The organism is Rhodopseudomonas sp. P2A-2r, assembly GCF_026015985.1.
Lineage (GTDB): Bacteria > Pseudomonadota > Alphaproteobacteria > Rhizobiales > Xanthobacteraceae > Tardiphaga.
This window is the reverse complement of record NZ_CP110389.1, coordinates 5,042,390-5,068,960: the sequence shown is the minus strand read 5'-3', so window position 1 is coordinate 5,068,960 and position 26,571 is coordinate 5,042,390. Positions and strand designations below refer to the sequence as shown.

At 64.3% G+C, this 26,571-nt stretch carries 24 protein-coding genes and 1 pseudogene; 17 read left to right on the top strand and 8 right to left on the bottom strand.

Going from position 1 to position 26,571, the window contains the following annotated elements:
• Nucleotides 1-20: 20 nt before the first annotated feature.
• Nucleotides 21-302, bottom strand: a complete 282-nt coding sequence (locus ONR75_RS24505) for a type II toxin-antitoxin system HicB family antitoxin (RefSeq protein WP_265079538.1) — start codon at nucleotides 300-302, stop codon at nucleotides 21-23.
• 1 nt (nucleotide 303) lies between these two features.
• A complete protein-coding gene (locus ONR75_RS24500; RefSeq protein ID WP_265079537.1) occupies nucleotides 304-2,910 on the bottom strand; it encodes an ATP-dependent helicase in 2,607 nt (868 codons plus the stop codon).
• A gap of 273 nt (nucleotides 2,911-3,183) precedes the next feature.
• On the opposite strand from ONR75_RS24500, the gene ONR75_RS24495 reads away from it, so the two are divergent.
• Complete coding sequence (locus tag ONR75_RS24495; protein ID WP_265079536.1) at nucleotides 3,184-3,357, top strand: DUF1328 domain-containing protein; 174 nt, start codon at nucleotides 3,184-3,186, stop codon at nucleotides 3,355-3,357.
• A gap of 6 nt (nucleotides 3,358-3,363) precedes the next feature.
• Here the strand turns inward: ONR75_RS24495 and ONR75_RS24490 are convergent, their stop codons facing one another.
• Nucleotides 3,364-3,879 (bottom strand): thioesterase family protein, encoded by a 516-nt coding sequence (locus ONR75_RS24490; protein ID WP_265079535.1) that lies wholly within the window; start codon nucleotides 3,877-3,879, stop codon nucleotides 3,364-3,366.
• Nucleotides 3,880-3,989: 110 nt separating this feature from the next.
• Here ONR75_RS24490 and ONR75_RS24485 point away from each other — a divergent pair, with 110 nt between their 5' ends.
• The 4 genes from ONR75_RS24485 to ONR75_RS32570 all read left to right on the top strand — a co-directional run bounded on the left by ONR75_RS24485 (nucleotide 3,990) and on the right by ONR75_RS32570 (nucleotide 10,720).
• Nucleotides 3,990-5,396, top strand: a complete 1,407-nt coding sequence (locus ONR75_RS24485) for an FAD-binding oxidoreductase (protein WP_413776383.1) — start codon at nucleotides 3,990-3,992, stop codon at nucleotides 5,394-5,396.
• Nucleotides 5,397-5,509: 113 nt separating this feature from the next.
• Complete coding sequence (locus ONR75_RS24480; RefSeq protein WP_265079533.1) at nucleotides 5,510-6,832, top strand: MFS transporter; 1,323 nt, start codon at nucleotides 5,510-5,512, stop codon at nucleotides 6,830-6,832.
• Nucleotides 6,833-7,040: 208 nt separating this feature from the next.
• Nucleotides 7,041-10,211 (top strand): AsmA family protein, encoded by a 3,171-nt coding sequence (locus ONR75_RS24475; protein WP_320109652.1) that lies wholly within the window; start codon nucleotides 7,041-7,043, stop codon nucleotides 10,209-10,211.
• A 5-nt stretch (nucleotides 10,212-10,216) separates the two neighbouring features.
• The gene (locus ONR75_RS32570) at nucleotides 10,217-10,720 is read left to right on the top strand and encodes a hypothetical protein (protein ID WP_320109651.1); all 504 of its coding nucleotides are present in this window, start codon (nucleotides 10,217-10,219) and stop codon (nucleotides 10,718-10,720) included.
• An 82-nt stretch (nucleotides 10,721-10,802) separates the two neighbouring features.
• Here ONR75_RS32570 and ONR75_RS24470 read toward each other — a convergent pair whose 3' ends face one another.
• The 4 genes from ONR75_RS24470 to ONR75_RS24455 form a co-directional block, all read right to left on the bottom strand.
• Nucleotides 10,803-11,057 (bottom strand): ribbon-helix-helix domain-containing protein, encoded by a 255-nt coding sequence (locus tag ONR75_RS24470; RefSeq protein WP_265079532.1) that lies wholly within the window; start codon nucleotides 11,055-11,057, stop codon nucleotides 10,803-10,805.
• On the bottom strand, nucleotides 11,054-11,242 hold the full coding sequence (locus tag ONR75_RS24465) for a DUF4169 family protein (protein ID WP_265079531.1): 189 nt from the start codon (nucleotides 11,240-11,242) through the stop codon (nucleotides 11,054-11,056). Before ONR75_RS24465 ends, ONR75_RS24470 begins: the two co-directional genes overlap by 4 nt.
• Nucleotides 11,243-11,530: 288 nt before the next feature.
• Nucleotides 11,531-12,943: a class II fumarate hydratase gene (gene fumC, locus ONR75_RS24460; RefSeq protein WP_265079530.1), complete on the bottom strand. Its 1,413-nt coding sequence runs from the start codon at nucleotides 12,941-12,943 to the stop codon at nucleotides 11,531-11,533.
• 95 nt (nucleotides 12,944-13,038) lie between these two features.
• The gene (locus tag ONR75_RS24455; protein ID WP_265079529.1) at nucleotides 13,039-13,533 is read right to left on the bottom strand and encodes an SspB family protein; all 495 of its coding nucleotides are present in this window, start codon (nucleotides 13,531-13,533) and stop codon (nucleotides 13,039-13,041) included.
• Between the two features lie 556 nt (nucleotides 13,534-14,089).
• On the opposite strand from ONR75_RS24455, the gene ONR75_RS24450 reads away from it, so the two are divergent.
• From ONR75_RS24450 to ONR75_RS24410, 9 genes are all read left to right on the top strand, one after another.
• Nucleotides 14,090-14,503, top strand: coding sequence for a tripartite tricarboxylate transporter TctB family protein (locus tag ONR75_RS24450; protein ID WP_265079528.1), 414 nt, complete (start codon nucleotides 14,090-14,092; stop codon nucleotides 14,501-14,503).
• 7 nt (nucleotides 14,504-14,510) lie between these two features.
• Nucleotides 14,511-16,076: a tripartite tricarboxylate transporter permease gene (locus tag ONR75_RS24445; protein WP_265079527.1), complete on the top strand. Its 1,566-nt coding sequence runs from the start codon at nucleotides 14,511-14,513 to the stop codon at nucleotides 16,074-16,076.
• Between the two features lie 112 nt (nucleotides 16,077-16,188).
• Nucleotides 16,189-17,169 carry a tripartite tricarboxylate transporter substrate-binding protein gene (locus ONR75_RS24440; RefSeq protein ID WP_265079526.1) on the top strand — a complete coding sequence of 327 codons (981 nt, stop codon included), beginning with the start codon at nucleotides 16,189-16,191 and terminating at the stop codon, nucleotides 17,167-17,169.
• Between the two features lie 186 nt (nucleotides 17,170-17,355).
• Nucleotides 17,356-18,150, top strand: coding sequence for a thymidylate synthase (locus tag ONR75_RS24435; protein WP_265079525.1), 795 nt, complete (start codon nucleotides 17,356-17,358; stop codon nucleotides 18,148-18,150).
• Nucleotides 18,151-18,170: 20 nt separating this feature from the next.
• Nucleotides 18,171-18,695 carry a dihydrofolate reductase gene (locus ONR75_RS24430; protein ID WP_265083783.1) on the top strand — a complete coding sequence of 175 codons (525 nt, stop codon included), beginning with the start codon at nucleotides 18,171-18,173 and terminating at the stop codon, nucleotides 18,693-18,695.
• A 173-nt stretch (nucleotides 18,696-18,868) separates the two neighbouring features.
• Nucleotides 18,869-20,017, top strand: coding sequence for an FtsH protease activity modulator HflK (gene hflK / locus ONR75_RS24425; protein WP_265079524.1), 1,149 nt, complete (start codon nucleotides 18,869-18,871; stop codon nucleotides 20,015-20,017).
• Entirely contained in the window at nucleotides 20,014-20,913 is a 900-nt protein-coding gene (gene hflC, locus ONR75_RS24420) for a protease modulator HflC (protein WP_265079523.1), read from the top strand. The genes hflK and hflC overlap by 4 nt, the downstream gene beginning before the upstream one ends.
• A 173-nt stretch (nucleotides 20,914-21,086) precedes the next feature.
• A complete protein-coding gene (locus ONR75_RS24415; RefSeq protein ID WP_265079522.1) occupies nucleotides 21,087-21,287 on the top strand; it encodes a DUF2065 domain-containing protein in 201 nt (66 codons plus the stop codon).
• 179 nt (nucleotides 21,288-21,466) lie between these two features.
• Nucleotides 21,467-22,981 carry a Do family serine endopeptidase gene (locus ONR75_RS24410; RefSeq protein ID WP_265079521.1) on the top strand — a complete coding sequence of 505 codons (1,515 nt, stop codon included), beginning with the start codon at nucleotides 21,467-21,469 and terminating at the stop codon, nucleotides 22,979-22,981.
• Between the two features lie 784 nt (nucleotides 22,982-23,765).
• Here the strand turns inward: ONR75_RS24410 and serB are convergent.
• Nucleotides 23,766-24,657, bottom strand: a pseudogene (gene serB / locus ONR75_RS24405) (phosphoserine phosphatase SerB).
• Between serB and miaA the strand changes: the two are divergent.
• From miaA to ONR75_RS24390, 3 genes are read left to right on the top strand one after another with little or no spacing between them, the layout of a single operon-like run.
• Nucleotides 24,635-25,591: a tRNA (adenosine(37)-N6)-dimethylallyltransferase MiaA gene (miaA, locus tag ONR75_RS24400; RefSeq protein WP_265079520.1), complete on the top strand. Its 957-nt coding sequence runs from the start codon at nucleotides 24,635-24,637 to the stop codon at nucleotides 25,589-25,591. The pseudogene serB and the gene miaA sit on opposite strands and share 23 nt — an antisense overlap.
• A gap of 32 nt (nucleotides 25,592-25,623) precedes the next feature.
• Entirely contained in the window at nucleotides 25,624-25,917 is a 294-nt protein-coding gene (locus ONR75_RS24395) for a type II toxin-antitoxin system RelE/ParE family toxin (protein ID WP_265079519.1), read from the top strand.
• An 8-nt stretch (nucleotides 25,918-25,925) separates the two neighbouring features.
• Nucleotides 25,926-26,234 carry a HigA family addiction module antitoxin gene (locus ONR75_RS24390; RefSeq protein WP_265079518.1) on the top strand — a complete coding sequence of 103 codons (309 nt, stop codon included), beginning with the start codon at nucleotides 25,926-25,928 and terminating at the stop codon, nucleotides 26,232-26,234.
• Nucleotides 26,235-26,571: the final 337 nt, after the last annotated feature.

Genomic DNA, 26,571 nt, shown 5'->3' with positions numbered 1-26,571 from the left:
CAGACATGGCAGATTTGCAGTTATTCTGCGGCGTCGTAGTCAATTTCGACGATCGTGCCGCCATCTGCTGCATCCGAAAATTGCGGATCGTTCTGCAACTGTTCAATGGTGCGCGGTATGGGAAGATCGGTAGTGCCGTCCGGATTTGTCCAGTCCCCTGCCACGGATTCAAGAGTCTCTTCGGCCTCTTCGATCGCTTCATCGAGACTGTCGCCAGCGGTGACAAGGCCTGGAAAATCGGGAAACGACACGCGAAAAGTGCCGCCGGAGTCCTTTTGAATCAACGCGATGTAGACCCGCACGTCACACCCGCTCGACAAAACTGTCGACGACCTTCTTCTCGCCGGCTTTCTCGAACGCAATCGTCAGCTTGTTGCCGTCGATTTTGGTCACCGCGCCGTAACCGAACTTCTGGTGGAAGACGCGATCCTGCAGCGTGAATGCCGACTCGGTGCCGGTCGATTTCGCGATCAGTTCGCCCTCGATGGTCATCGGGCCGTTCCTGCCGCGGGAGAAACCGCTGCCCGGCGCGTCGCTGCGTGACGACGAGAACGGCGACTGGCTTTCGTTGAAGCCGCCGCCGGCCTGTCCGCCGCCTTTGTTGCGCGACTTGTTGGCCTGGGCGCGCTGCCAGCCGGGCGTCGAATAGGTGGAGCCGAAGGATTCCACATTGTCGAAGCGCGACGGGCCGTAGCCGCTGTTGCCGCCCCAATTGTTGCCGCCCTTGGACTCGGTGATCTCGACATTGTCGGCCGGCAATTCGTCGAGGAAGCGCGACGGCAGCGTCGTGTTCCAGGTGCCATGGATGCGCCGGTTGGTGGCGAAATAGAGCTTGGCGCGTTTTCGGGCGCGGGTGATCCCCACATGAGCCAGCCGGCGCTCTTCTTCCAGTCCGGCGCGGCCCTGGTCGTCGAGCGCGCGCTGGTGCGGAAACAGGCCTTCTTCCCAGCCCGGCAGGAACACGTTGTCGAATTCCAGCCCCTTGGCCGAGTGCAGCGTCATGATCGACACCGCGTCCTCGTCGGCGCCGCCCTCGCGATCCATCACCAGCGATATATGTTCGAGAAACCCTTGCAGGTTCTCGAATTCTTCCATCGAGCGGACGAGTTCCTTGAGGTTCTCGAGCCGGCCGGCTGCGTCGGCGGAACGGTCCTTCTGCCACATCTCGGTGTAGCCGCTCTCGTCGAGCACGATCTCGGCGAGCTGGGTGTGGGTGATGGTATCGCGCTGCGTGCGCCAGCGCTCGAAGTTCATCATCAACTCGCGCAGGCTGCCGCGCGCCTTCGGCTTCATCTCGTCGGTGTCGACCACGAGACGGGCAGCTTCGGACAGCGGGATCTTCCGCTTGCGGGCGTGGTCGTGCAGCATCTGCACGGTGGCGTCGCCGAGCCCGCGCTTCGGCGTGTTGACGATGCGCTCGAAAGCCAGATCGTCGGCGGGCGAATTGATCACCCGCAGATAGGCCAGCGCATCGCGGATCTCGGCGCGCTCATAGAAGCGCGGGCCGCCGATCACGCGATAGGGCAGGCCGAGGGTGACGAAGCGATCTTCGAATTCGCGCATCTGGAACGAGGCGCGCACCAGGATGGCGATGTCGTTGAGCTTGTGGCCGCCGCGCTGCAGATCCTCGATTTCCTCGCCGATGGTGCGGGCTTCCTCTTCGGAATCCCAGCAGCCGGTGACGGTGACCTTTTCGCCGGCGACATCCTCGGTGCGCAGCGTCTTGCCGAGCCGGCCTTCGTTATGCGCGATCAGATGTGAGGCGGCGGCCAGGATATGGCCGGTGGAGCGATAGTTGCGCTCCAGCCGGATCACCTTGGCGCCGGGGAAATCGTGGTCGAAGCGCAGGATGTTGTCGACCTCGGCGCCGCGCCAGCCGTAGATCGACTGATCGTCGTCGCCGACGCAGCAGATGTTCTTGAGTCGCGCCGTCGATGGCGTCATCTCATCCTGCGAGACGCGCGAGCCTCGCCCGCGCTCCTCAGGGTGAGGGGACAACTCGGTGTGTGTGTCGGCAACGGTCTCTGCGCCCTCATCCTGAGGAGCCGCGCGAAGCGCGGCGTCTCGAAGGATGGGGGCATGGCTTTGCGAACCCGGTGTCTGCGACAGCAGCCGCAGCCACAGATATTGCGCGACGTTGGTGTCCTGATATTCGTCGACCAGGATGTATTTGAAGCGCTGCTGGTACTGCCGGAGCACGTCGGGATGTTCGCGGAACAGCCGGATGCCCTCGAGCAGCAGATCGCCGAAATCGGCCGCATTGAGGGTTTTGAGCCGGGCCTGATAGGCGGCGTAGAGCTTGCCGCCTTTGCCGTTGCCGAACACGGCGGCCTCGCCGGCCGGCACCTGCGACGGCGTCAGGCCGCGGTTCTTCCAGCCGTCGATCAGCCCTGCCAGCATCCGCGCCGGCCAGCGCTTGTCGTCGATGTTGTCGGCCGCCAGCAACTGCTTGAGCAGCCGGATCTGGTCGTCGGTGTCGAGCACGGTGAAATTCGAGGTCAGTTGCACCAGTTCGGCATGGATGCGCAGGATGCGGCCACCGATCGAGTGGAAGGTGCCGAGCCACGGCATGCCTTCGACGGCCTGGCCGAGCATCAGGCCGAGGCGGTGCTTCATCTCGCGCGCCGCCTTGTTGGTGAAGGTCACCGACAGGATCTCGGCGGGCCGGGCGCGGCCGGTGGTCAGGATATGCGCGATCCGCGAGGTCAGCACCTTGGTCTTGCCGGTGCCGGCGCCTGCCAGAACGAGAACCGGACCATCGAGGGTCTCGACGGCATCACGCTGCTCGGGGTTGAGGCCGGCCAGGTACTGGGCCGGCGCCGCCTGGGCGCGTGCACGCGCGCCAATGCCGCCCGCCGCCGGCTGGTAGGCAGGGAGATCGTTGGAGGGCGTCTTGTAGGGCTCGGTCATGCGAATCGTCTTGTTCCCACGATGGCACCGCGGGGCCGTGAAGGGGAGCCTTCATAGCAGGGGTCACAGGCATATAGGGGGCGAAGCGGCGAGTTGACAGAGTTTTCCCGCGTCGGGGCAGGGCCAGATGCGGTTGAGCCGGCTGCCGGCGCTTGCGCTCGGCCCATCGGCCTACCACAGGCAGGGAACTTTCGCTCCCGTTGCGGCTTGTTTTCACGATCGACGCGCGGCGCTCAGGCCGCGTTCAACAGAACGAAAATTCGAGGTTGTGCCATGTTCGGCTGGGTTGTCACGTTTCTGATCGTCGCCCTGATCGCCGGTGTTCTGGGCTTTGGCGGCGTCGCCGGAGCCTCCATCGAGATCGCCAAGATCATCTTCTTCGTCGCGATCGTGCTGTTTCTGGTTTCGGCCGTTGTCGGTCTGGTCCGCGGTCGAACCCGGGCCTAGCGGTCGCTACTTCTTCGCGGGCATCCCGATGCTGCGGCCGATTCCCTCGGGCCGCGGCGCCGCCTGATGGGCGTTCGCCAGCGCCGCAATGTTGGCGCGGATATCCGACGGGAATGGCGCGACTTTTCGGGCATTCATGTCCATGTGGATGGACATGTTTTCCGAGGTCGCCGACACCCATCCTTCGGTGGCGTGGCGCAATTCCTCGAACGTGTGCAGCCGCTTGTCGTCAGCCGCGACCAGCAGGATCGACACCTGCGCGGGATCGCCGAGATGGATCTCACGCAGGTAGCGGACATGGCATTCCGCGGTGAATGTCGAGCCGCCGCGTGCTTTCATGTAAGCGGGGCCGATCCCGAGCTTGAGCCAGAGTTCGTCGATCGCGCGGTCGAACAGCACGTTGTAATAGGCCATGTTGAGATGGCCATTATAGTCGATCCATTGCGGTTCAATGGCCATCACCGACGACAGGAAGGGCACCGGCTGTAGCAGCAGGTCGTCAGGCATTGTCGCGTTCGTCATCGGCTATCCCCACTCCGGCAATTCATCATCACTTGACCCCATATACATCCTTTGTCACGGTCCCGCGCGCCGGAGGGACGGGCGTCCCCGGAGGGGCTGACGTGGGTACAATGAACAATAATCAGAAACGACCTGAGCCGGCGGCGCTGGCCACCACCATCGAAGCGCTTGCCGCGCGGTTCGGCAACCGGCTGGTGACCTCGCAGGCGGTGCGCGAACAGCACGGCCACACCACCACGTGGCTGCCAAACCAGCCGCCGGATGCGGTGGTGATGGCGCAGGAAACCGCCGATATCCAGGACGTGGTGCGGATTTGTGCCGCCAACGGCGTGCCGGTGATCGCGTTCGGGACCGGCACCTCGCTGGAAGGCCAGGTCAACGCGGCGGCCGGCGGCGTGTGTATCGACCTGCGCGACATGAACCGTATCCTTGAAGTCCATGCCGAGGATCTGGATTGCGTGATCCAGCCCGGCGTCACCCGCAAGGCATTGAACGAGAATCTGCGCGATCAGGGGCTGTTCTTTCCGATCGACCCGGGCGCCGATGCCTCGCTTGGCGGCATGGCCTCGACCCGCGCTTCCGGCACCAATGCAGTGCGTTACGGCACCATGCGCGACAACGTGCTGGCGCTGAAGGTGGTGCGCGGCGACGGCGAGATCATCAAAACCGGCACGCGCGCCAAGAAATCCTCCGCCGGCTACGACCTGACCCATCTGTTCGTCGGCGCCGAAGGCACGCTGGGCATCATCAGCGAACTGACCATCAAGCTGCGCGGCATTCCGGACACCATTGCCGCAGCGTCCTGTTCGTTCGCGACGGTGGCGGGCGCCTGCCAGGCCACCATCCTGGCGGTGCAGACCGGCATTCCCCTGGCCCGGATCGAACTGCTCAACGAGGCGCAGGTCCGCTGCTGCAATGCCTACTCCAAACTGACGCTGCCGGAGACGCCGCTGTTGCTGCTGGAATTCCACGGCAGCGAGGCGGAGGTCGCCGAGCAGTCGAAGAATTTTCGCGAGATCGCGCTGGAATGCGGCGGCGGTGATTTCACCTGGACCACGCGACCGGAAGACCGCACCAAGCTCTGGCAGGCCCGCCATGACGCCTACTGGTCGGTGAAAAGCCTGCGGCCGGGCTCCGATGTGGCGGCCACCGACGTCTGCGTGCCGATTTCCCGTCTTGCGGAATGCGTCACCGAGACCGAGGAAGATCTCGCGCGCATGAACCTGGTGGCGCCGATTGTTGGCCATGTGGGCGACGGCAACTTCCATTGCTCGATGCTGTGTGATCGCAACGATGCCGAAGAAGTGGCGCGCGCAGAGGCCTTCATGCATCGCCTGGTCGAGCGTGCCCAGGCCATGGGCGGCACCTGCACCGGCGAGCACGGCATCGGGCAGGGCAAGCAGAAATACCTCAAGGCCGAGTTGGGTGTGGAGGCACTGGACGCCATGCGTGCGATCAAGCTGGCGATGGATCCGCAGAACATCTTCAATCCCGGCAAGATCCTTCCGGCACGCTGAAGCGCGACGGGCGATCGACGGATGACTCTCGCCATCCGGCGCAACGAAGCGTCGGCAAGTTCAAGGTCCAGCAGTTCCTGACGCGACGCGTGCGTCCAATCCAAAGGCCCGACATGCGGCTTCCGTTCTTCTACGGCTGGATCGTCATCGCCGTCACCTTCGTCACCATGGCTATTGGCGTCAACGCGCGGACCTCGTTCTCGCTGTTCTTTCCGCCCATCATCGAGGAGTTCGGCTGGGAGCGCGGCGTCACCGCCGGCGCCTTTTCGTTCGGCTTTCTGATCTCGGCGATCATGAGCCCGCTGATGGGACGGCTGATGGATCGCGCCGGGCCGCGCGCGGTGATGGAACTCGGCGTCGCCTTGATGGCCGCTGGCCTGCTGCTGGCGCCGCTGACCACAAAACCCTGGCACCTCTATCTGACCATCGGTGTGCTGGTCGGGGCCGGCAGCGTCTGCCTCGGCTATTCCGGCCAATCGCTGTTCCTGCCCAACTGGTTCATTCGCAAGCGCGGACTTGCCATCGGTGTTGCCTTTGCCGGCGTCGGCATCGGATCGATCACCGTGCTGCCGTGGGTGCAGCACATGATCGAACAAAGCGGCTGGCGCACCGCATGTACGACCATTGGCATTCTGGTCCTGGTCGTTCTGCTCCCCATCAACCTGCTGCTGCGCAAGCGGCCGCAGGATATGGGGCTGCAGCCCGATGGCGACGACGCGCCGACCGCGGCATTCAAGCCAGTCTCGAATGTGGTCGACCACGCCTGGGTCAGCGTCGACTGGACGCTACGCCGCGCGATGCGGACGGCGCGGTTCTGGTGGCTGGCCCTCGGCCTGTTCGGTGGGCTCTATGCCTGGTACGCGGTCCAGGTCCACCAGACCAAATACCTGATCGATATCGGCTTCAGCCCCGGTGTGGCCGCCTGGGCGCTGGGCATGGTCAGCCTGTTCGGCGTCCCCGGCCAGATCCTGCTCGGCCATCTCTCCGACCGGATCGGCCGCGAATGGATCTGGACTGTCAGCAGCGTCGGCTTCGCCATCTGCTTTGCGGCGTTGATCGGCCTCGAATATGCGCCGAGCCTGCCGCTTGTCTATGTGATGGTGATCTCGCAGGGGCTGCTCGGCTACGGCGTGACGTCGATCATGGGGGCAGTGGTCGCCGAGATCTTTCATGGCGAGCATTTCGGCAGCATTTTCGGCACCCTTATGCTCGCTGCGCTGGCCGGCGGCGCTGCCGGTCCGCTGGTCACCGGCATCATCCACGATATCTGCGGCACCTATACACCGGCTTTCGCCATCGGAATCGTGGTGAGCGCCGTGGCCACCACCGCGATCTGGATGGCCTCCCCAGGCAAGGTCCGCGCCGTTGCCGGACGGCTGCACCGCGCTGCTGCCGCGCCGAACGCGCCGGAGCGGGCCACGTCCGAATCGCTTTAGACGGCGATTTACCGCAGGCCAGCTTGCAGCCGCTCACGCATGCTGTGACTTCGCCACAGTTATCCGTATATATAGCGGACTTTCGGGTGTGAGTTCAGTGCGACCATCGCGACGTTTGCGGGCGGCATCGCGAATGTGGGCGCGTTGGAATAGGCTTTGCTATGTGAAGCGGGCCGCATGTTGCCGGAACATGCTTAAGGGAGATACCGTGCAGACGACGCTGCTCGGCTTGGCGATTGCCTTTATCATAGCGCTGGTCGCCGCACTGGTCGGCCCGTATTTCGTCGACTGGAATCAATTTCGGCCGCAGTTCGAAGCCGAGGCATCGCGCGTGCTCGGCGCGCCGGTGCGCGTCGCCGGTGCCCTGGATGCGCGGCTGTTGCCGGCGCCGTCGCTGCGGCTGCGTTCGGTGATGGTCGGCGGCGCCAACGATCGCGGCCGGATACGCGCCGACAAGCTCGACGTCGAGTTCAGTCTGAGCTCACTGATGCGCGGCGAATGGCGCGCCACCGAATTGACGATCAACGGCGCCGCACTGGATCTCGGCCTCGACGCCCAGGGGCGCATCGACCTGCCTACCTCCACCGGCCGCTTCAACCTCGGCACTCTGGCGATCGACCGGCTGAACCTGACTGGGCGTATTGCGCTGCACGATGCGGCCAGCCGTAGCACGCTGGAATTGAATGACATTGCCTTTAGCGGCGACGTGCGCTCCCTGGCCGGGGCGATCCGCGGCGACGGCAACTTCTCGCTGAACGGCGCGCGCTATCCGTTCCGTGTGTCGTCGGGCCAGACTGTTGACGGGAACGGTACCCGCGTTCATCTCACCATCGATCCCGGCCAGCGGCCGCTCTCCGTCGATCTCGACGGCACCTTGTTTTTCGACGGCCGCGCGCCGCGGTTCGAGGGCGGGCTGATCCTGGCCAGACCTGCCGGCCCCAAGGCGGAGCCTGCCACCGACCGTGCGCCGTCGCCGTGGCGGCTGTCGGCGCGGCTCAAGGCCGATCCGGCCGCAGCAAAGCTCGAGCAGATCGAAATCAGCTATGGTCCCGAGGATATGGCGCTGAAGCTTGCTGGCCTCGCGGAGGTCCGCTTCGGTCCGTCGCCGCTGCTCCATGCCGTGCTGTCGGCGCGGCAACTGGACGCCGACCGGCTGCTCGCCAGGGACGTCGCTGCAGGGGCGCCAGGTCGTCTGCTGCCGCAGCTCCGCAAGCTGTTCGCGGAATTTCCGCAGCCGCCGCTTGCGACCCAGGTCGAGGTCAGCGCGGAACAGATCATGCTGGGCGGTCGTCCGGTGCAGAATCTCGCCGCCGATCTGCATGGCGATGCCACGGCCTGGACCATCGACAGGCTGGATTTCCGCGCCCCGGGCGCGACCCGCGTCACGCTGAGCGGGATCGCCCCGGGCGCTGCGTCGGGCAACTTCAAGGGCGCGGTGAGTCTCGACTCCAACGACCCCGATACGCTGGCTGCCTGGCTGCAGGGCCGCAGCGAGGTCACCTACCGCAGCCAGAAGCCGCTCCGCCTGCGCGGCGACGTGAGCGTGGCCGCGGATCGTTTCGCGATCGACGCGATCAAGGCCGAGATCGATGGCGGCACCGTCGAGGGGCGGGTCGCGCTCTCGAATCCGGCGGGTAGCGCTTCGCGCTTCGAGGCGGATGTGAAGGCGGACCGGCTGGATGTCGATGCCGCAGCAGCGCTGCTGCGTTCGCTCGCGGGGCCGCCCGGTGATTGGCCGGACGTGGCCCAGCTCTCGCTGAACATTGATCGCGCCGTATCGGCCGGTCAGGAAATGCACCCTTTCGTCGCGCAGTTCGGTTACGGGCCGGAGACGATATCGCTGGACCGTCTCAAAATCGGCGAAGCCAGCACGCTGTTGCTGGAAGGCAGCGGCTCGTTCAACCGGACCGAGGCGACCGGAACACTGGCGCTCAGCGCCGCGTCGGCATCGCTGACGAAAATGACAGCGCTGCTGGCGCCCCTTGCGCCTGCGGTGGCGGCGCGGCTGAACACGCTGTCGCCTGCACCAGGTAGAACGAATATCAAGCTGACCTTCGACCTCGGCCGGGATAGCAGCCAGCCCGACCGCGCAAGCGCGCGTGCCGTGGTTGATATCGCCGCGCCGCAGGTCAGCGGTGTGACGACTTTCACGGCGACGCCGTCCGTTGCGGCCATGCGGAGCCTCGATATCGACGCGCTGTCGCGCAGTGAAATCACCGTCGAATCCCGGCTTGCCGCGGACCGTGGATCGCAGCTGCTGACACTGCTCGGTCTCAATGGCGTGCTGGCTGCGGGAGATGCGCCGCTGGGGTTCGAGGGCTCTGCGACCGGGACGTGGCGCGCGCCGCTGCGCGTCAAGGTCAGGCTTGCAGGTACAGAGCTCGACGCCGACGCGCAGGGGACGGCCGAACCGTGGGCTGAGCAGCCGAAAGCCGTGCTCGCGCTCGCGGTCCGCCGTGCCAATGTCGCGCCGCTGTTCGATCTCAAGGCGTCCGACGCGCTGGCGCAGACGATTGGTTTTTCGGCCCGCGCGACCCTGGCCGCCAGCAAGCTCACGCTCGACGACATCGACAGCACAGTGGCGGGCGCGCGGCTGCGCGGTCGCCTCGCGCTCACCTTCGGCACCGAAAAGACCATCGACGGTCAGCTCGGAATGGATGCCATCGAACTCGCTCCGGCGTTCGGTCTCGTGGTTGGCGCCCGGGGGCATGATGCGACGGAACCGCTCGGCCGCGGCTTGCTGCAGGGCTGGCGCGGCCAGCTGGCGTTTCAGTCGCTGAGCGGCGCGTTGCCGGGCGGCATCGAACTGCGGCCGCTCAGCGGTGTCATCAAGAGCGACGGGCAGTCGCTCAGCATCGAGAGCATCAAGGGCAATGTCGGCGGCGGCGACGTCACCGCCGATATCGACATCAAGCCAGGCCTGACCGGCCTGGCTCTGAATGCCCGCATCCAGATGGCCAACGTCGATGGCGCAGCATTGCGCTATCGTGCACTGGCGATGCCGTCCGGTCGCGTGTCGCTGCGCGCGACTCTTGCTACCCAGGGCCGTACTGCATTCGGACTGGAGGGGGCACTGTCCGGCAACGGCTTGCTCTCCATCGACGCGGCACGGATCGCCGGGCTGAACCCCGACGCTTTCGATATTGCGATCCGTGCCAGCGACAGCGGGCAGGCCACGGACGACAACCGGTTGCGGCAGATCGTCGAACGGTCACTGGCGACCGCAGCGCTTCCGGTGACGGCCGCGCAGATCCCTTCCTCATCAAGGACGGTCGCTTGCGGGTCGGCGCCACCACGCTCGATGGGGGCAGTGCGCGCGCCATCGTCTCGGGCGGCTACGACCTTGCTGCCGACCAGACCGACGTTCGCGTTGCGCTGACGTCGATGGCCGGCGCATCGGGAACCGCACGTCCCGAGATACAATTGTTTATGGCGGGATCGCCGGACCGGCTCGAGCGCACCTTGGACATCGCGGCGCTGTCGTCGTGGCTGGCAGTGCGGGCCATCGATCGCGAAACGCGCCGGCTGGATTCGCTCGAACGCGGTGAAGTTCCGCCGGCCACGCTGCCCGCAGCGGTCGCGCCAATCGCACCGATTGTTCCCGCGGAAAAACCGCCGGAGCCTTCGGCTTCGCAATTGCTGGCCTTACCGCCGGCCGCGGACGTGCCGATTCCCGGTCGCGATCCGCGCCGGACGCCATCGCGGCCAGCGCTTCCACGCCCTGCAGCGTTGCCGCAGGATTCGACTACGCCATCGGTCAGCCCGCAGCTTGCGCCGTTGCCTGCGCCGATTGAAATCAGACCTGCTCCCGGTGCTGCACGCTCGCCAAGGCCGCGGCCCGCGCCTCCGCTTGTGCTGACGCCGCCGGCGAACTCAGCGCGACAGTAACTCGAGCTGGTCCCGGCGGCCTTGAGAGCGCACCGACGATGAACGCCTGCATCGGATCAGTTGAAGCAGGCGCCCGTTGCGCTCACATGGTGAGGCTGTGTTCCTGGGGGCGATGCGGAACAGCGCGCGTACGGAAGTAGTCCAGCACGAACAGTCGAATTGCAGAGGACAAATTGCCCTGCTGCCGATTCGTATCGATCTCGCCGACGAGCTCCGAGAGTGTCATGTCCCGAAGGTTCGAGATTTCCTTCATGCCGTTCCAGAACGCCTCTTCGAGGCTGACGCTGGTCTTGTGACCTGCGACGACGATTGAACGTTTAACTACGGGCGATTTCATGATGCGTCCTCGCCATCAATGTGATGCTGATCCAGCAAATTATTCGCACGGATTGTGCGTTGCTCTTGCAAATTACGCTCGGCTTTGGTCCGGCCGAACTGCGCACGATTTACCTCGGCTTGCTTGGCCGCTTCGTCTCGCGCGCTACGTTTCTTAAATCGGTTCAGATTGATCAGGTCGCCCATGATCTCTCCTGTCATTCAATAAAAATTCTTGAGCGATAACTTTCAGCTCACCATCCGGTAGTTGTACGTTCGAGCAGTAAATCTGGTTTCAAACACCAAATAATACTCCGTTATTCCACTCGACGTCACAAAATATATACCGTTGCGAATCCTTTCGCTGTCGTCTTCTGCTCTATCACGGTGAAAACCATCGACGATAGAGGTTCGGTCTAAGCACTTAGCCCTTATAAATTATAACTATTTCGGCGCCAGCGCATCCTCAATAAGAAGTTACTGTCGATTGCGCGTCTAGCCAGGGTGTATCATTTTGATCGGCTGAACGAGCCGGTCAAATTCTATGGGCGTTACGAAGCCCAGCCGGACAGCCTCTTCCTTCAACGTGGTTCCACTGCTGTGTGCAATTTTGGCCACCTTGGCGGCGTTATCATATCCGATCTTCGGCGCGAGGGCCGTGACGAGCATCAGCGATCGCTCCATCAGATCCTGTATTCTTTTCTCGTCGGCACGAATCCCGCTTACGCAGTTTTCCGTGAAGGAACGCGACACATCCGCCAGCAATTGGATGGACTGCATCATGCAATGCGCCATCACCGGCTTGTACACGTTAAGCTCGAAATGACCCTGGCTGCCGGCCACCGTGATGGCCGTGTGGTTCCCGAATACCTGGCAGCATACCATTGTCATCGCTTCACATTGTGTCGGATTTACCTTCCCCGGCATGATTGATGAGCCTGGCTCATTCTCCGGAAGGATCAGTTCGCCGAGCCCGGAACGGGGACCCGATCCGAGCAGGCGGATGTCGTTGGCGATCTTGAACAGGCCGGTCGCGACGGCGTTGATGGCGCCGTGCACGAAGACATATGCGTCGTTGGATGCAAGCGCCTCGAACTTGTTCGGCGCGCTGACGAAGGGAAGCTTGGTCAGCGCGGCCGCATGTTTGGCAAACAGCTTGGCGAACCGTGGTTTTGAATTGAGGCCGGTGCCGACTGCGGTGCCTCCCTGCGCCAGAGGGTAAAGATCCTTCACCGCGCTGCGCAGGCGCGCGATGCCGCTCTCGACTTGCGCCGCATAGCCGGAGAATTCCTGTCCCAATGTCAGGGGTGTCGCATCCTGCGTATGGGTGCGCCCGATCTTGACGATGGTCGCGAACGCCTTCTCCTTCTTGCGCAACGCAACTGATAGTTCATCCAAAGCGGGAATGAGTTGCTTCAATATACCTTCGGTTGCCGCGATGTGCATCGCTGTCGGAAACGAGTCATTCGACGACTGACTCATGTTGACGTGATCGTTGGGATGCACGGGCTTCTTGCTGCCGCGCTCGCCGCCGAGCAATTCGTTGGCGCGGTTGGCGATGACCTCGTTGAGGTTCATGTTGGTCTGCGTGCCAGAACCAGTCTGCCACACTACCAGGGGGAACTCTTCGTCGAGCTTGCCGTCGATCACCTGGCGTGCGGCGCGGACGATGGCCCGGGTACGCCGCTGGTCGAGCAGGCCGAGTTCGAGATTGGTTTGCGCTGCGGCGAGCTTGACGATGCCGAGGGCGCGGATGATCGGCATCGGCATCCGGTCATGTCCGATGCGGAAGTTCTGGCGCGATCGTTCGGTCTGCGCGCCCCAGTAGCGGTCGGCCGCCACCTCGATAGGACCGAAACTGTCAGTCTCGGTGCGGGTAGAGCCGGTGGTCTTCGAGGCGTGGGGCATGGGTTGCTGTCCGTTGCGGTGGCCACACCAACGCCGGAGCGGCGCATAAGTTTAGTGCCGCTGCGCGGCGCGCGCATCCTTGATGGCCGGAAGGCTTATTTCTTGCGGAAACGATCTAGGCGAACGACCTCGGCGCCTTCGCTCGGCTTTGGAGACTCGTCGTCGCCCGGCGCCGGGGGAGCAGGGGGCGCTGGGTCCGCAGCCAAGCTGGCACTGGCCGTTTCTGCCGCGGTCTCGGACGGTTCGAACTGCAGCCCGAACTGCACGGACGGGTCGAAGAAGCTCTTGATCGAGTTGAACGGCACCACTAGGCGCTCCGGAATGCCGTTGAACGACAGCCCGACCTCGAAGCGGTCCTCGGTCACCACCAGATCCCAGAACTGGTGTTGCAGGATCACCGTCATTTCTTCCGGATACTGCGCCAGCAGCCTGGGCGACAGCTTCACGCCGTCGGCGGTGGAAACAAAGGTGATGAAGAAATGGTGCTCGCCCGGCAGGCCGTGTTCGGCGGCGTCGGTCAGCACGCGGCGCAGCACGCTGCGCAACGCGTCACGGGCCAGGACGTCGTATCGGATATGATCGGTAGCCATCAGGTCGGTCCCGTCGTTCAAAAGCCACACGCGGGCCGGCGGCGATACCGTGGCCGACTCGCGCCGTCTGTTTCATTCTATCCCGGCTTAAGCCCGAGGTCAGCACGCCAGGCAAGCCTGCAGCCCCAATATAGGACGGAAATAGAGGGGGATAAAGCCGCGCTGCCGTTGAACTCCGGCTTCTTGCCGCTGGCGCCTTGACGGCGGGCTGGCCTCCGGTTGATCGGAGGGGCCAGTCCTGGGGGCAGGTTTTGGTCTGTCCAGCGGCGATCGCGATCGGCCGTTGCCGCCGTTTTGTCGGTTGCCACGCGGCTCAACCCGCTATGGTTGTTGTGTGATGGCGTGGTGGGGACAGTTTTGGTTTCGCTGGCATTCTCCAATGAAAATCGCTAGGCAGGCTTGGTCTGGAGGCTGAATGAAGCCAACCAGAAGACGTGGGCGACAGGCTCGTTACAAGGGGGAACCGACCGATGAGTGATATGCCGAGCCATGTGCCGGGGGATTCAGTTCTGCCGAACTGGATAAAGGCACCGCAGGATTTTTTGGCGGTCTCGCCTTGGTCGCGATTGCGGCGTTCGCACTTTGGGCTTCCAGCGACCTGCAGGGCATGCGGGGCTTCTCCTTTGGTGCCGGAACCGCGCCGCGTATGTTTGGCATCCTGCTGCTCGGGCTTGGCTTTGCCATCATGCTGGTCGGCGTGCTGACCGAAGGGCCGAGGCTCGCGGTTTATGCCTGGCGCGGACCGCTGTTCGTCTCGCTGGCGATCCTGAGCTTCGCCGTTAGCATTCGCCCGATGGGCATGATCTTCGCCGCGATGGCGAGCTTCATGATCGCTGCGCTCGGCACCCATGAGACGCGGTGGAAGGAAACCTTCATCGTTGGCGTCTGCCTCACCGCGTTCTGCGCGATTCTGTTTCCCTACGGGCTGGGTCTGCCGATGCAGATGCTGCCGACGTTTCTGAACCGCTGAGGGCATCATGGGCGATCTTTTCTCCAATCTCGGCCTCGGCTTCGGCGTCGTTTTCCAGTTCGTGCAGTGGTCGCCGGCGTTCCTGCATGGCCTGTCGATTCCCGTTCCCATGAACATCCTGCTCTGCCTGATCGGCGCGCTGGTCGGCACGCTGGTCGGCGTGCTGCCGGGCATCGGCACCATCGCCACGGTGGCCATGCTGCTGCCGATCACCTTCGGCCTGCCGCCCGTCGGTGCGCTGATCATGCTCGCCGGCATCTATTATGGCGCGCAATACGGCGGTTCCACCACCTCGATCCTGGTCAACATTCCCGGTGAGGCTGGCTCTGTCGTGACCGCACTGGACGGTTTCCAGATGGCCAAGCAGGGCCGCGCCGGTCCGGCGCTGGCGATTGCGGCGATCGGCTCGTTCTTCGCCGGCTGCGTTGCGACTGTGCTGATTGCGGTGCTCGGCGCGCCGCTCACCAAGCTGGCGCTGGCGTTCGGACCTGCGGAATATTTCTCGCTGATGGTCCTCGGCCTGATCTTCGCGGTGGTGCTGGCCAAGGGCTCGGTGCTGAAGGCGATCGCGATGATCGTGTTCGGCCTGCTGCTGTCCATGGTCGGTTCCGACATCGAGACCGGCGCGTCGCGCATGTCCTTCAACATCCCCGAACTCGCCGACGGCCTTGGCTTTGCCACGGTGGCGATGGGCCTGTTCGGCTTTGCCGAGATCATCCGCAACCTCGATGCGGGCGGCGAGGGCGATCGCGAACTGGTTCAGCAGAAGGTCACCGGCCTGATGCCGACCCGCAAGGACATGAAAGATTCTGCGCCGGCGATCCTGCGCGGAACGGTGCTGGGCTCGATCCTCGGCATCCTGCCAGGCGGCGGCGCGGTGATCGCGTCGTTCGCGGCCTATACGCTGGAGAAGAAGCTCGCCAAGGATCCGTCGCGGTTCGGCCGCGGCGCGATTGAAGGTGTCGCGGCGCCTGAAAGCGCCAACAACGCCGCGGCGCAGACCTCGTTCATTCCGCTGCTGACGTTGGGCATTCCGCCCAACGCCGTCATGGCGCTGATGGTCGGCGCGATGACCATCCATGGCATCGTGCCCGGCCCGCAGGTCATGCAGAAGCAGCCCGAACTGGTCTGGGGCATGATCGCCTCGATGTGGGTCGGCAACCTGATGCTGCTGGTGATCAACCTGCCGCTGGTCGGAATCTGGGTCCGCCTGTTGCGCGTGCCCTACCGCCTGATGTTCCCGTCGATCGTGGTGTTCTGCTGCATCGGCATCTATTCGGTGAACAACGCGCCGATGGACGTGGTACTGGCCGGCATCTTCGGTCTGCTCGGCTACTGGCTGATCAAGCACGATTTCGAGCCGGCGCCGTTGCTGCTCGGCATGGTGCTGGGACCGCTGATGGAAGAGAACCTGCGCCGCGCCCTGCTGATCTCGCGCGGCGATGCGACGGTATTCTTCACCCGTCCGCTGTCGGCGAGCCTGATGGCGATCTCGGCCTTCCTGCTGGTGCTGGCGCTGCTTCCCTCCTTGCGGAAGAAGCGCGACGAGGTGTTCGTCGAATCCGAAAACTGACCTGCGGCGTTGCGCCGCGGCCCGAAGTCGAATGGACTTCGGGCCGCGGCGTGTATTCAGTTGCCCGGAATGTATCGCGCTGGCGATGACATAAAATTTCGGGGAGAACGCCATGAACTACCTTCGTCGCACACTTGCGACCGCCGGTCTCGCGCTGGCCGGCCTCGGATCGATTGCCGCTTCCGCCCAGGCCCAGGACTATCCGACCCGCTCGATCACCATGATTGTGCCGTTCGCCGCCGGCGGACCGACCGACATCATTGCCCGCATCGTCACTGCCGAGATGGCCAAGACGCTGGGCCAGAGCATCATCATCGAGAACGTGGTGGGTGCAGGCGGCACCACCGCGACCACGCGCGCGGCGCGCGCCAATCCGGATGGCTACACGCTGATCACCGGCCACATGGGCACCCATGCCGCCGCGGTGCCGCTTTATCCGAAGCTGGCCTATCATCCCGAGAAGGATTTCGAGCCCGTCGCGCTGCTCGCCGGCACGCCGATCCTGATCCTTGCCAAGAAGGATTTTCCGGCCAAGGACCTCAAGGAATTCGTGGCTTACGTGAAGGCCAACACCGACAAGATGAACATGGCCCATGCCGGCATCGGCTCGGTGTCCTACTCATCCTGCGAGTTGCTCAACTCGGTACTTGAGATCAAGCCGACCGGGGTTCCGTTCAACGGCACCGGGCCCGCAATGAACGCGCTGGTCGGCGGCCAGGTCGATTACATGTGCGACCAGATCGTCAACGCCGTGCCGCAGATCAATGGCGGCACCATCAAGGCCTATGCGGTGGCGACACCGGAGCGCAACCCGTCACTGCCGGACCTGCCGACCACCACCGAAGCCGGCCTGCCGAAGTATCAGGTGTCGGCCTGGAACGCGATCTTCGCCCCCAAGGGGACGCCCGCGCCGATCCTCGCCAAGCTGAACGCCGCCGCCGCCAAGGCACTGGACGACGAGAACGTCCGTAAGCGGCTGCTCGATCTGGGATCGGACATCCCGAAGGCGGAAGGCCGCACCCAGGCCGCGCTGGCAACCCTGGTGAAGAGCGAAGTCGCCAAATGGTCGGCGGTGCTCAAGCCCACCATGTGACCACGCGCCAGATTGTGGCGTGATTTCAAGGGCCGGATCCCAGGATCCGGCCCTTGCCGTTTGCGGGGCAGGGGGCCATTTTCCAGGGTATAATCCGGTGTCAGCGTCGAATCGTGGCTGTCCAGTCGGCGATTGGGCGCTAGGTTCGCCGGCTCCCACGCCACTCCAAGGCTCGCAGTTGCCGACATGAATCAATATCACGACCTGCTTGAGCGGATCCTCGCCGACGGCGCGGAAAAACATGACCGTACCGGCACCGGCACGTTGTCGGTGTTCGGCCACCAGACGCGCTTCAACTTGGCGGCGGGCTTCCCGATGCTGACCACCAAGAAGCTGCCGCTGAAGGCGATCATTCACGAACTGCTGTGGTTTCTGGCCGGCGACACCAACATCAAGTATCTCAAGGATAACGGCGTCTCGATCTGGGACGAATGGGCCGACGCCAATGGCGATCTTGGCCCGGTCTACGGTTCGCAGTGGCGCTCGTGGCCGGCGGCCGACGGCCGGGCGATCGACCAGATCGCCAACGTGGTCGAGATGATCAAGCGCAATCCGGATTCGCGCCGGCTGATCGTGACGGCGTGGAATCCTGCCGACGTCGACAAGATGGCACTGCCGCCGTGCCACTGCCTGTTTCAGTTCTACGTGGCGAACGGCAAGCTGTCCTGCCAGTTGTACCAGCGTTCCGCCGACGTGTTTCTCGGCGTGCCCTTCAACATCGCGTCCTACGCGTTGCTGACGATGATGGTGGCGCAGGTCACCGGGCTGAAGCCGGGCGACTTCATCCACACGCTCGGTGACGCGCATCTGTATTCCAATCACCTCGAACAGGCGCGGCTGCAGCTGACCCGCCCGACGCGGCCGCTGCCGGTGATGACCATCAATCCCGAGGTGAAGGACATTTTTGCTTTTCGCTATGAAGACTTCACGCTGGAAGGGTACGATCCGCACCCGCATATCAAGGCCGAGGTCGCGGTTTGAACGCGACTAACAAGTCCAGCATCGCGATCGTCTTCGTCGTTGCTGTCGCCGAGAACGGCGTGATCGGGCAGGGCAACGCGATCCCGTGGCGGCTGAAGTCCGACATGCAGCGCTTCAAGGCGCTGACCATGAGCAAGCCCATCGTCATGGGCCGCAAAACCTTCGAGTCGCTGCCTCGGCTGCTGCCCGGGAGAACCCACATCGTCATCACGCGCGACGCGCAGTACCAGGCTGCGGGCGCTGTGGTCACGACCTCGATGGAAGCTGCCCGCATGGTGGCGCAGGGCGATGCGCTGCGGCGTTTAGCCACTGAGATTGCGGTGATCGGCGGCGCCGACATTTATGCGCAATGGATGGGGATCGCCGATCGGCTCGAAATCACCGAGGTTCATGCCAGGCCCGATGGCGACACCGTGTTTCCTGCCATTGATGCCGCGGAATGGGACGAAGTGGCGCGCATCAAGCATCCTGCCGGCCCGGATGACAGCGCCGATTTCTCCTATGTGACATATGAGCGGCATAAGAGCGGCCCCCGCGCCATATAGTCGCCCCGCCGGCATTAACCGCATCCGGCGATGTTCTGCATTGACAATCAGGGGTTAAGCATAGCTCCTGCACGTAACGACCTGCGTTGTAAGGTGCCGGACGGTCCCCTATAAAGCCGTGCTGACCATGCGAGGCTGGACTTCGGTCCAGCGCCCGCGCCGAGGAGATTTGAATGCCGTGGAAGAATCAAGGCGGAGGCCCGTGGAGCTCTGGTCCGAAAGGACCCTGGGGTTCGGGTCCGCAATCGTCCGGCCCGAGGCCGCCTGATCTCGAGGATCTGCTGCGCCGCGGACAGGACCGTCTGCAGTCGCTGCTGCCCGGCGGCTTCGTCAGCGGCATGGGCATCCTGCTGGTGCTCGTCGCTGCGGTGGCGATCTGGGGCCTGTCCGGATTCTTCCGCGTGCAGTCGGAAGAACTCGGCGTTGTCCTGCGCTTCGGCAAGCATGTGCGCACCGTGCAGCCCGGCCTGAACTATCATCTGCCCTATCCGATCGAGACCGTGCTGTTGCCGAAGGCGCTGCGCGTCTCGACGCTGAGCATCGGCATGACGCTGGGCGACGATCCCGGCCGGCGCGGACGCACCATGCGTGACGTGCCCGAGGAAAGCCTGATGCTGACCGGCGACGAGAACATCGTCGACGTCGATTTCACGGTGCTGTGGCGCATCAAGCCGGACGGCGTCGGCAACTTCCTGTTCAACATCCAGAACCCCGAAGGCACCGTGAAAGCGGTCGCCGAAAGCGCCATGCGTGAAGTGGTGGGCCGCGCCAACATCCAGCCGATCCTCACCGGCGCCCGTACCACCACCGAGGCCAACGTTCAGGAGCTGATGCAGAAGACGCTCGACAGCTATGGCGCCGGCATCCTGGTCCAGCAGGTGCAGATGCAGAAGGTCGATCCGCCGGCCCAGGTCATCGACGCGTTCCGCGACGTGCAGGCCGCGCGTGCCGATCTCGAGCGCCTGCAGAACGAAGCGCAGACCTACGCCAACCGTGTCGTTCCCGATGCGCGCGGTCGTGGCTCGCAAATCCTCCAGGTCGCCGAAGGCTACAAGGAGCAGGCGGTCGCCGAGGCCAAGGGCCAGAGCGCGCGCTTCCTGAAAGTCTACGACGAATACAAGAAGGCGCCCGAAGTGACCCGCCAGCGCATCTATCTCGAAACCATGGAGCGGATTCTCGGCGGCGCCGAGAAGCTGGTCTATGACGGCGGTGCCAACGCGCAGGGCGTTCTGCCCTATCTTCCCCTGAATGAACTGTCGCCGCGGCGGCAGCCCCCGGCGACACCTGTGCAGCCGCAACAGCAGAGCGGGAGCACCCGATGAAGTCCGGAATTTCAGGTATCGTCGCGCTCGTCGTCGCGCTGTTCGTCGTCGTCATCGGCTTCAGCTCGCTGTTCACCGTCAGCCAGACCGAACAGGTTCTGGTGGTTCGGCTCGGCGAGCCGGTCCGTGTCGTCACCGAGCCCGGCCTCAACTTCAAGGTGCCGTTCATCGACAGCGTGATCTCCATCGACAAGCGGATTCTCGATCTCGAGAATCCGGCGCAGGAAGTGATCGCCTCCGACCAGAAACGCCTCGTGGTGGATGCGTTCGCGCGTTATCGCATCAAGAACGCGCTGCGCTTCTACCAGAGCATCGGGTCGATCCAGGCCGCCAACATCCAGCTCACCACGCTGCTCAACGCGTCGCTGCGCCGGGTGCTCGGCGAGGTCACCTTCATCCAGGTCGTGCGTGACGAACGCGAGGGTCTGATGAACAAGATCCGCGACCAGCTCGACAAGGAGGCCGACGGCTACGGCATTTCCGTTGTCGACGTCCGGATCCGCCGCGCCGATCTGCCCGAGCAGAACAGCCAGGCGGTCTATCAGCGGATGCAGACCGAGCGGCAGCGTGAGGCCGCCGAGTTCCGCGCCCAGGGCGGCCAGAAGGCCCAGGAGATCCGTTCCAAGGCGGATCGCGAAGCCACGGTGATCATCGCCGAGGCCAACTCGAAGGCCGAGCAGGTGCGCGGCGAGGGCGACGGCGAGCGCAACCGTCTGTTCGCCGAATCCTATGGCAAGGACGCCGACTTCTTCGCGTTCTACCGCTCCATGACCGCCTATGAGAACGGGCTCAAGAACAACGACACCCGCTTCCTGCTGCGGCCGGATTCGGAGTTCTTCCGCTTCTTTGCCCATCCGTCGGGCAAGCCGGCGGAGTCCGTCGCAGCCAAGCCGTAAGGCGCAAAATCGGCGTTTGTTCAGCATACGCCGATACCTGTTTTGCGTTCGATCGCACTCTGCTCTAAAGGATGGGGCGCGCCGCGGGCGATCCGGAGCCAACTCCGGATCGCTCCCGGCGCGTCGCACATATAAAAGTGTCCAGGGCGTGAACGGTCGGGAGTTGAAGTCGGATGAGGTCCATAGCGTTTGCCGACTTCCTCATCGGCCTCGGAATCCTGTTTGTGCTTGAAGGTATTCTCTTCCTGGCCATCCCCGGCTGGATGCGGCGCGCCATGAAGAGCGCACTGGCAACCCCGGATAACATGCTGCGGCTCGCCGGAATCGGCTCCGCGGTCGGCGGCCTGATCCTGATCTGGTACGTCCGGCGCTGACCGGGCTGCCCCTGAAAACCACTGCCTGATCAACGCGATCGTGTACCGCCGCTCTGCTTTTCGCCGCAATCGGCGACGCTGATGGTGGCCTGCCGCAGCCGCGCGATGCTTGCGCCAATGCTGCAAACGGGCGCAATCTGCCTTCAAATTCCCGAATCCCTTCAGGAGACGCTCCGCTCATGTCCATCGCGATTCCAGCCCTGAGCCGCCGCCTGCGCCCGCTGCTGACGGCGCTGTGCCTTGGCACGTCCGTCGCGGCGTTCACCGCACCGGCCTTTGCGCGCGGTCCTGACGGGATCGCCGACGTCGCCGAGAAGGTGATCGATGCGGTCGTCAATATCTCCACTACCCAGACCATCGAGGCCAAGGGCGGCGGCGACAAGAGCGACAGCGGTCGCGGTGCGATGCCGCAACTGCCGCCCGGTTCGCCGTTCGAGGAGTTCTTCGACGATTTCTTCAAGAACCGCCGCGGCGGTCCCGGCGGCGACAAGAATGGCGGTATGCAGCCGCGCAAGACCAATTCGCTCGGCTCCGGCTTCATCATTGACACCGCCGGCGTCGTGGTCACCAACAACCACGTCATCGCCGATGCCGACGAGATCAACGTCATCCTCAACGACGGCACCAAGATCAAGGCGACGCTGGTCGGCGTCGACAAGAAGACCGACCTTGCGGTGCTGAAGTTCACGCCGCCCAAGCCGCTGACCGCGGTGAAGTTCGGCGATTCCGAAAAACTGCGGCTCGGCGAATGGGTGATCGCCATCGGCAACCCGTTCTCGCTCGGCGGCACCGTCACCGCGGGCATCGTTTCGGCGCGCAACCGCGACATCAATTCCGGGCCCTATGACAGCTACATCCAGACCGACGCCTCGATCAACCGCGGCAATTCCGGCGGCCCGCTGTTCAACCTCGACGGCGAAGTCATTGGCGTCAACACACTGATCATCTCGCCGTCCGGCGGCTCCATCGGCATCGGCTTCGCCGTGCCGTCGAAGACCGTGGTCGGTGTGGTCGACTCGTTGCGCCAGTTCGGCGAGCTGCGTCGCGGCTGGCTCGGCGTCCGCATCCAGCAGGTCACCGACGAGATCGCCGAAAGCCTGAACATCAAGCCGGCGCGCGGTGCGCTGATCGCCGGCGTTGAGGACAAGGGGCCGGCAAAACCCGCCGGCATCGAGCCCGGCGATGTGGTGATCAAGTTCGACGGCAAGGACATCAAGGAGCCCAAGGACCTGTCGCGCGTGGTGGCTGACACCGCGGTCGGCAAGGCTGTCGATGTGGTGATCATCCGCAAGGGCAAGGAAGAGACCAAGCAGGTCACGCTGGGCCGTCTCGACGACGGCGAGAAGGCGCAGCCGGCCTCGGTGAAATCCGCACCGGAAGCCGAGAAGCCCGCGACCCAGAAGGCGCTCGGCCTCGACATCACCGGCCTCAGCAAGGACATGCGCGCCAAGTACAAGATCAAGGACAGTGTCAAGGGCGTGGTGGTCACCTCGGTGGATGCCGGCTCCGACGCCGCCGAGAAGCGCCTGGCCGCCGGCGACGTCATCGTCGAGGTCGCGCAGGAGGCGGTCAGCAATCCCGCCGACGTCAAGAAGCGCGTCGATGCGCTCAAGAAGGACGGCAAGAAGTCGGTGCTGCTGCTGGTGTCGAACGCCGAAGGTGAGCTGCGCTTTGTCGCGCTGAGCGTGCAGTAGGGGCCGTGCACGCGTTGGCTCTTCTTACCCTCCCCTCAAGGGGAGGGTGAAGATGCGCGTGCTGTCGCGCAGAACTGATTCAATTGTCAAACAGCCAAGTGCTCTCGTTCTCGCGGCGCATGATGCGTCCGAGGTGTGAGCAGTCCTCCCCTCCGGACATGAGGGGAGCGGCGCGCCGGCAGGCGCGGTTGTGGTGGTTGGGCGCGATCCGCACCGCCGTCGCAACGGCGAAGCAGGTCGCGGCGCCTGCGGGCGCGCCACCGCGGGGTTTATGGCAAGGGGACCGTGCTTCCGGGCTGGCACGTGAACTCCCTTTGGGAGCCACTCCGCCCGCCTTTCACCATCCGCGTCCAGCCACTCAAGGCAGAGCCCCCGTAGAGGGCCCGGACGGTGACCGCAGCCTCCCGGGATGCGCTTGCGAGGCGCATGCGCGGGACACCGCATCCTCCTCCACTCTCAAGGCGCCTCATGACAGCGCCCCTCGTTGAGCAGGGCGGAGGGATTATTAGTCCAAATTAGGATAATAGTCAATAGCGCTAATGAAGAGATTTGCCTTGTTCGCGCGTCCCAGCTTCCGTTTCCCGGACGCGCTGCGGCATGGCGATGCGCAGCATCGCATGCTGCTGCGCAGATCCGGGATCGTACCAGGGCGCCGATTGGGACGGCCCCGGATCTGCGAAGCACCACGCCGCAAGGCGGCGTAGTGCATCGCGTCCGGGGAACGGGCCAGCGCATTGCAATCGACGTGATGCACCGCGTCCGGGGAACGAAGCCGTGCTCAGCGTTACCCGCCGACGAACTCGCTGCGCTTAAAACCCTGCGCATAAAGCAGCGCGCTGAGGTCGCCGAAATCGATGCGGCCGTGGGCGGCGGCGGCGACCGCCGGCTTGGCGTGGTAGGCGATGCCGAGGCCGGCCGACTGGATCATCGCCAGATCGTTGGCGCCGTCGCCGACCACCAGCGTGTCGATGTCGTCGACATCGAAGGATTCGCGCAGGTCAACCAGCGTGGCGAGTTTTGCGGCGCGGCCGAGGATCGGTTCGGCCACTTCGCCGGTCAGCTTGCCGTCGTTGACCAGCAATTCATTGGCGCGGTTTTCCTGAAACCCGATCAGTTCGGCAATCTTGCGCGAGAACAGGGTGAAGCCGCCGGAGACGAGGCAGGTATAGGCACCGTGCGCGCGCATGGTCTGCACCAGTTCGCGGCCGCCGGAATTCAGCGTGATGCGGCTGGCCAGCACCTCGTCGACGACGCCGACCGGCAGGCCCTTGAGCAGCGCCACGCGCTCGCGCAGCGCCGGTTCGAATTCGATCTCGCCGCGCATCGCGCGTTCGGTGATGGCCGCGACATGGGCCTTGAGCCCGGCGAAGTCGGCGAGCTCGTCGATGCATTCCTGGCCGATCATGGTGGAGTCCATGTCGGCCAGAAAAGCTTCTTGCGCCGCGAGGCGGCAGGCTGCACGACGATGTCGATGGGCTGGTCGCCGCGCGACGCGCGCAGCCGCTCGGCGATCGCCAGCATGTCGTCGTCGCTGGCAAAGAAGATGTCGGCGGCGACGCCGTCGAACAGCCACTCGGCGTGGTTCGGACCCGGCAGCGCGCGCGCGCGCCGTCCAGCACCGTGCTATCGAGGGCGGGATTGGCGGGATGGCAGATGAGCGTCGCAACGAGAGACATGGTGAATTCCGGGAGTGAGCGCAGAGCGCTGCTTATCGCAGGGCCGACCGCCAGCGGCAAGTCGGCGCTGGCGCTGCGCCTCGCGCAGGCGCACGATGGCGTGATCATCAATACCGACTCCATGCAGATCTATCGCGACCTGCGCATACTCACCGCCCGTCCGACGGCTGACGAGGAGGCGATGGCGCCGCATCGGCTTTATGGCACCGTCGACGCCGCGGTGAACTTTTCGGCCGGCGCATGGGTCGCCGAGGCCGCGCAGGTTTTGGCCGAGGTGCGCGCGCAAAATCGGCTGCCGATCTTCACCGGTGGCTCCGGGCTTTACTTCAAGGCGCTCACCGTCGGGCTGTCCGACGTGCCGCCGATTGCGGCGGAGGTCCGCGAGGACGTTCGCATGCGGCTCGAGCGCGACGGGCCGGAGGCGCTGCACATGGCGCTCAGCTTGCGCGATCCCGCATCGGCACAACGCCTCAATCCGCGCGACCGCAGCCGCGTGGCGCGGGCGCTGGAAGTGGTGGAGGCCACCGGGCGTTCGCTCACCGATTGGCATGCCGATGCGATGCCGCCGCTGCTGCCGCCGGATAGTTTTACGGCGGTGTTCCTGACGCCGGAGCGCGATGAGCTCTATGCGCGGATCGATGCGCGCTTTGATGTGATGCTGAGGGCAGGGGCGCTCGATGAAGTCGCCGCGCTGGCTGCGCGAAACCTCGATCCGCTGCTGCCGGCGATGAAGGCCCACGGCGTGCCGGCGCTGATCAGACATCTGCGCGGAGAACTCCCGCTGGAAGAAGCAGCCGTGATCGGCCGCGCCGATACCAGGCACTACGCCAAGCGGCAGTTCACCTGGTTCCGGCACCAACTGCCGCAGTTCGAATGGGTGACGCCGGAGGAGGCGGTGGGGAAGCTGGCGGGACCGTTGCACGAAGACCCATAGAGTGGTACATTAGCTCATCCGGGAGGTCCGGAATGATCGTGGGTTTTCGCGACGCATGGCTGCGGGCTTTCTTCGTAGACGATGTCCGCTCCCGGAATATTCCGGCAGACATCGAAAGCCGGCTGTTTCGTAAATTGCAGATGATCGATGACGCGACGACCGATCAGGATTTGCGCGTTCCGCCCAGCAATCATTTCGAGAAGCTGCGGGGCAGGCTGAGCGGCTTTCATTCGATTCGCATCAACGACCAATGGCGGCTGATCTTCCGGTGGGGCGGCCAGGGTGAAGCGTCGGACATCTATCTGGACGATCACAGCTACCGATGAGGCGACACATGGTGATGACCAAGCGCAAGCCGGCGACGGTCGGCGAAATACTGGTAGAGGAATTCATGCAACCCCTTGGACTGACGCAGGCGGCGTTGGCCAAGGCGATGGGCGTCCAGCGCAAGCATGTGAACGAACTGTGCAACAACCGTCGTAGTGTGACAGCGGCGACGGCGCTCATTCTGGCGCGCGTTTTCGGCAATGGCCCGGACTTCTGGCTGAACGTGCAGCGCCGCAACGACCTCTGGGAGGCGATGCACTCGCCGCAAGACCTTGCGCGGATCGAACGTGCGACGCCGTTGGTGAACGCGGCGTAGCGTTATGCGTGCGTTGCTGCGCGACCTGGGCAGGCTCGTGGTTCGAGACGGCGCTTCGCGCCTTCTCACCATAAGGGCGGCGATGGTCGGGCCGCGTTGCCGGCCCTACCGGGCGCAGGGCTGCCCGCCCCATTTTGCGCTCGCCGAACCCAAAAGACCCGGCTACGCTGCCAATTGGCGCGATATTGGCAACTTCGCTTGACTTCCGGCTTTGGCCAGCTATGTATTGCGCAACCTTTGGGATGCTGTGACGACAATATGCGCAACAAAATTACCAATCTTCTTATTCTCGTCGTAGCCAGGCGCACCGCCGGGGCTGGCTGAGGCCATCCCGCTA

Excerpts from the sequence above, each read along its gene's own strand:
- ONR75_RS24465 (WP_265079531.1), bottom strand. The coding sequence starts at position 11,242 with ATGGGCGACCTGATCAATCTGAACCGATTTAAGAAACGTAGCGCGCGA.
- ONR75_RS24500 (WP_265079537.1), bottom strand. The coding sequence starts at position 2,910 with ATGACCGAGCCCTACAAGACGCCCTCCAACGATCTCCCTGCCTACCAG.
- ONR75_RS24445 (WP_265079527.1), top strand. The coding sequence starts at position 14,511 with ATGGGCGATCTTTTCTCCAATCTCGGCCTCGGCTTCGGCGTCGTTTTC.
- ONR75_RS32570 (WP_320109651.1), top strand. The coding sequence starts at position 10,217 with ATGGCCGGCGCATCGGGAACCGCACGTCCCGAGATACAATTGTTTATG.
- ONR75_RS24395 (WP_265079519.1), top strand. The coding sequence starts at position 25,624 with ATGATCGTGGGTTTTCGCGACGCATGGCTGCGGGCTTTCTTCGTAGAC.
- ONR75_RS24495 (WP_265079536.1), top strand. The coding sequence starts at position 3,184 with ATGTTCGGCTGGGTTGTCACGTTTCTGATCGTCGCCCTGATCGCCGGT.
- ONR75_RS24490 (WP_265079535.1), bottom strand. The coding sequence starts at position 3,879 with ATGACGAACGCGACAATGCCTGACGACCTGCTGCTACAGCCGGTGCCC.
- ONR75_RS24410 (WP_265079521.1), top strand. The coding sequence starts at position 21,467 with ATGTCCATCGCGATTCCAGCCCTGAGCCGCCGCCTGCGCCCGCTGCTG.
- ONR75_RS24390 (WP_265079518.1), top strand. The coding sequence starts at position 25,926 with ATGGTGATGACCAAGCGCAAGCCGGCGACGGTCGGCGAAATACTGGTA.
- ONR75_RS24480 (WP_265079533.1), top strand. The coding sequence starts at position 5,510 with ATGCGGCTTCCGTTCTTCTACGGCTGGATCGTCATCGCCGTCACCTTC.
- fumC (WP_265079530.1), bottom strand. The coding sequence starts at position 12,943 with ATGCCCCACGCCTCGAAGACCACCGGCTCTACCCGCACCGAGACTGAC.
- ONR75_RS24485 (WP_413776383.1), top strand. The coding sequence starts at position 3,990 with ATGAACAATAATCAGAAACGACCTGAGCCGGCGGCGCTGGCCACCACC.
- miaA (WP_265079520.1), top strand. The coding sequence starts at position 24,635 with ATGAGCGTCGCAACGAGAGACATGGTGAATTCCGGGAGTGAGCGCAGA.
- ONR75_RS24470 (WP_265079532.1), bottom strand. The coding sequence starts at position 11,057 with ATGAAATCGCCCGTAGTTAAACGTTCAATCGTCGTCGCAGGTCACAAG.
- ONR75_RS24415 (WP_265079522.1), top strand. The coding sequence starts at position 21,087 with ATGAGGTCCATAGCGTTTGCCGACTTCCTCATCGGCCTCGGAATCCTG.
- hflC (WP_265079523.1), top strand. The coding sequence starts at position 20,014 with ATGAAGTCCGGAATTTCAGGTATCGTCGCGCTCGTCGTCGCGCTGTTC.
- ONR75_RS24435 (WP_265079525.1), top strand. The coding sequence starts at position 17,356 with ATGAATCAATATCACGACCTGCTTGAGCGGATCCTCGCCGACGGCGCG.
- hflK (WP_265079524.1), top strand. The coding sequence starts at position 18,869 with ATGCCGTGGAAGAATCAAGGCGGAGGCCCGTGGAGCTCTGGTCCGAAA.
- ONR75_RS24455 (WP_265079529.1), bottom strand. The coding sequence starts at position 13,533 with ATGGCTACCGATCATATCCGATACGACGTCCTGGCCCGTGACGCGTTG.
- ONR75_RS24440 (WP_265079526.1), top strand. The coding sequence starts at position 16,189 with ATGAACTACCTTCGTCGCACACTTGCGACCGCCGGTCTCGCGCTGGCC.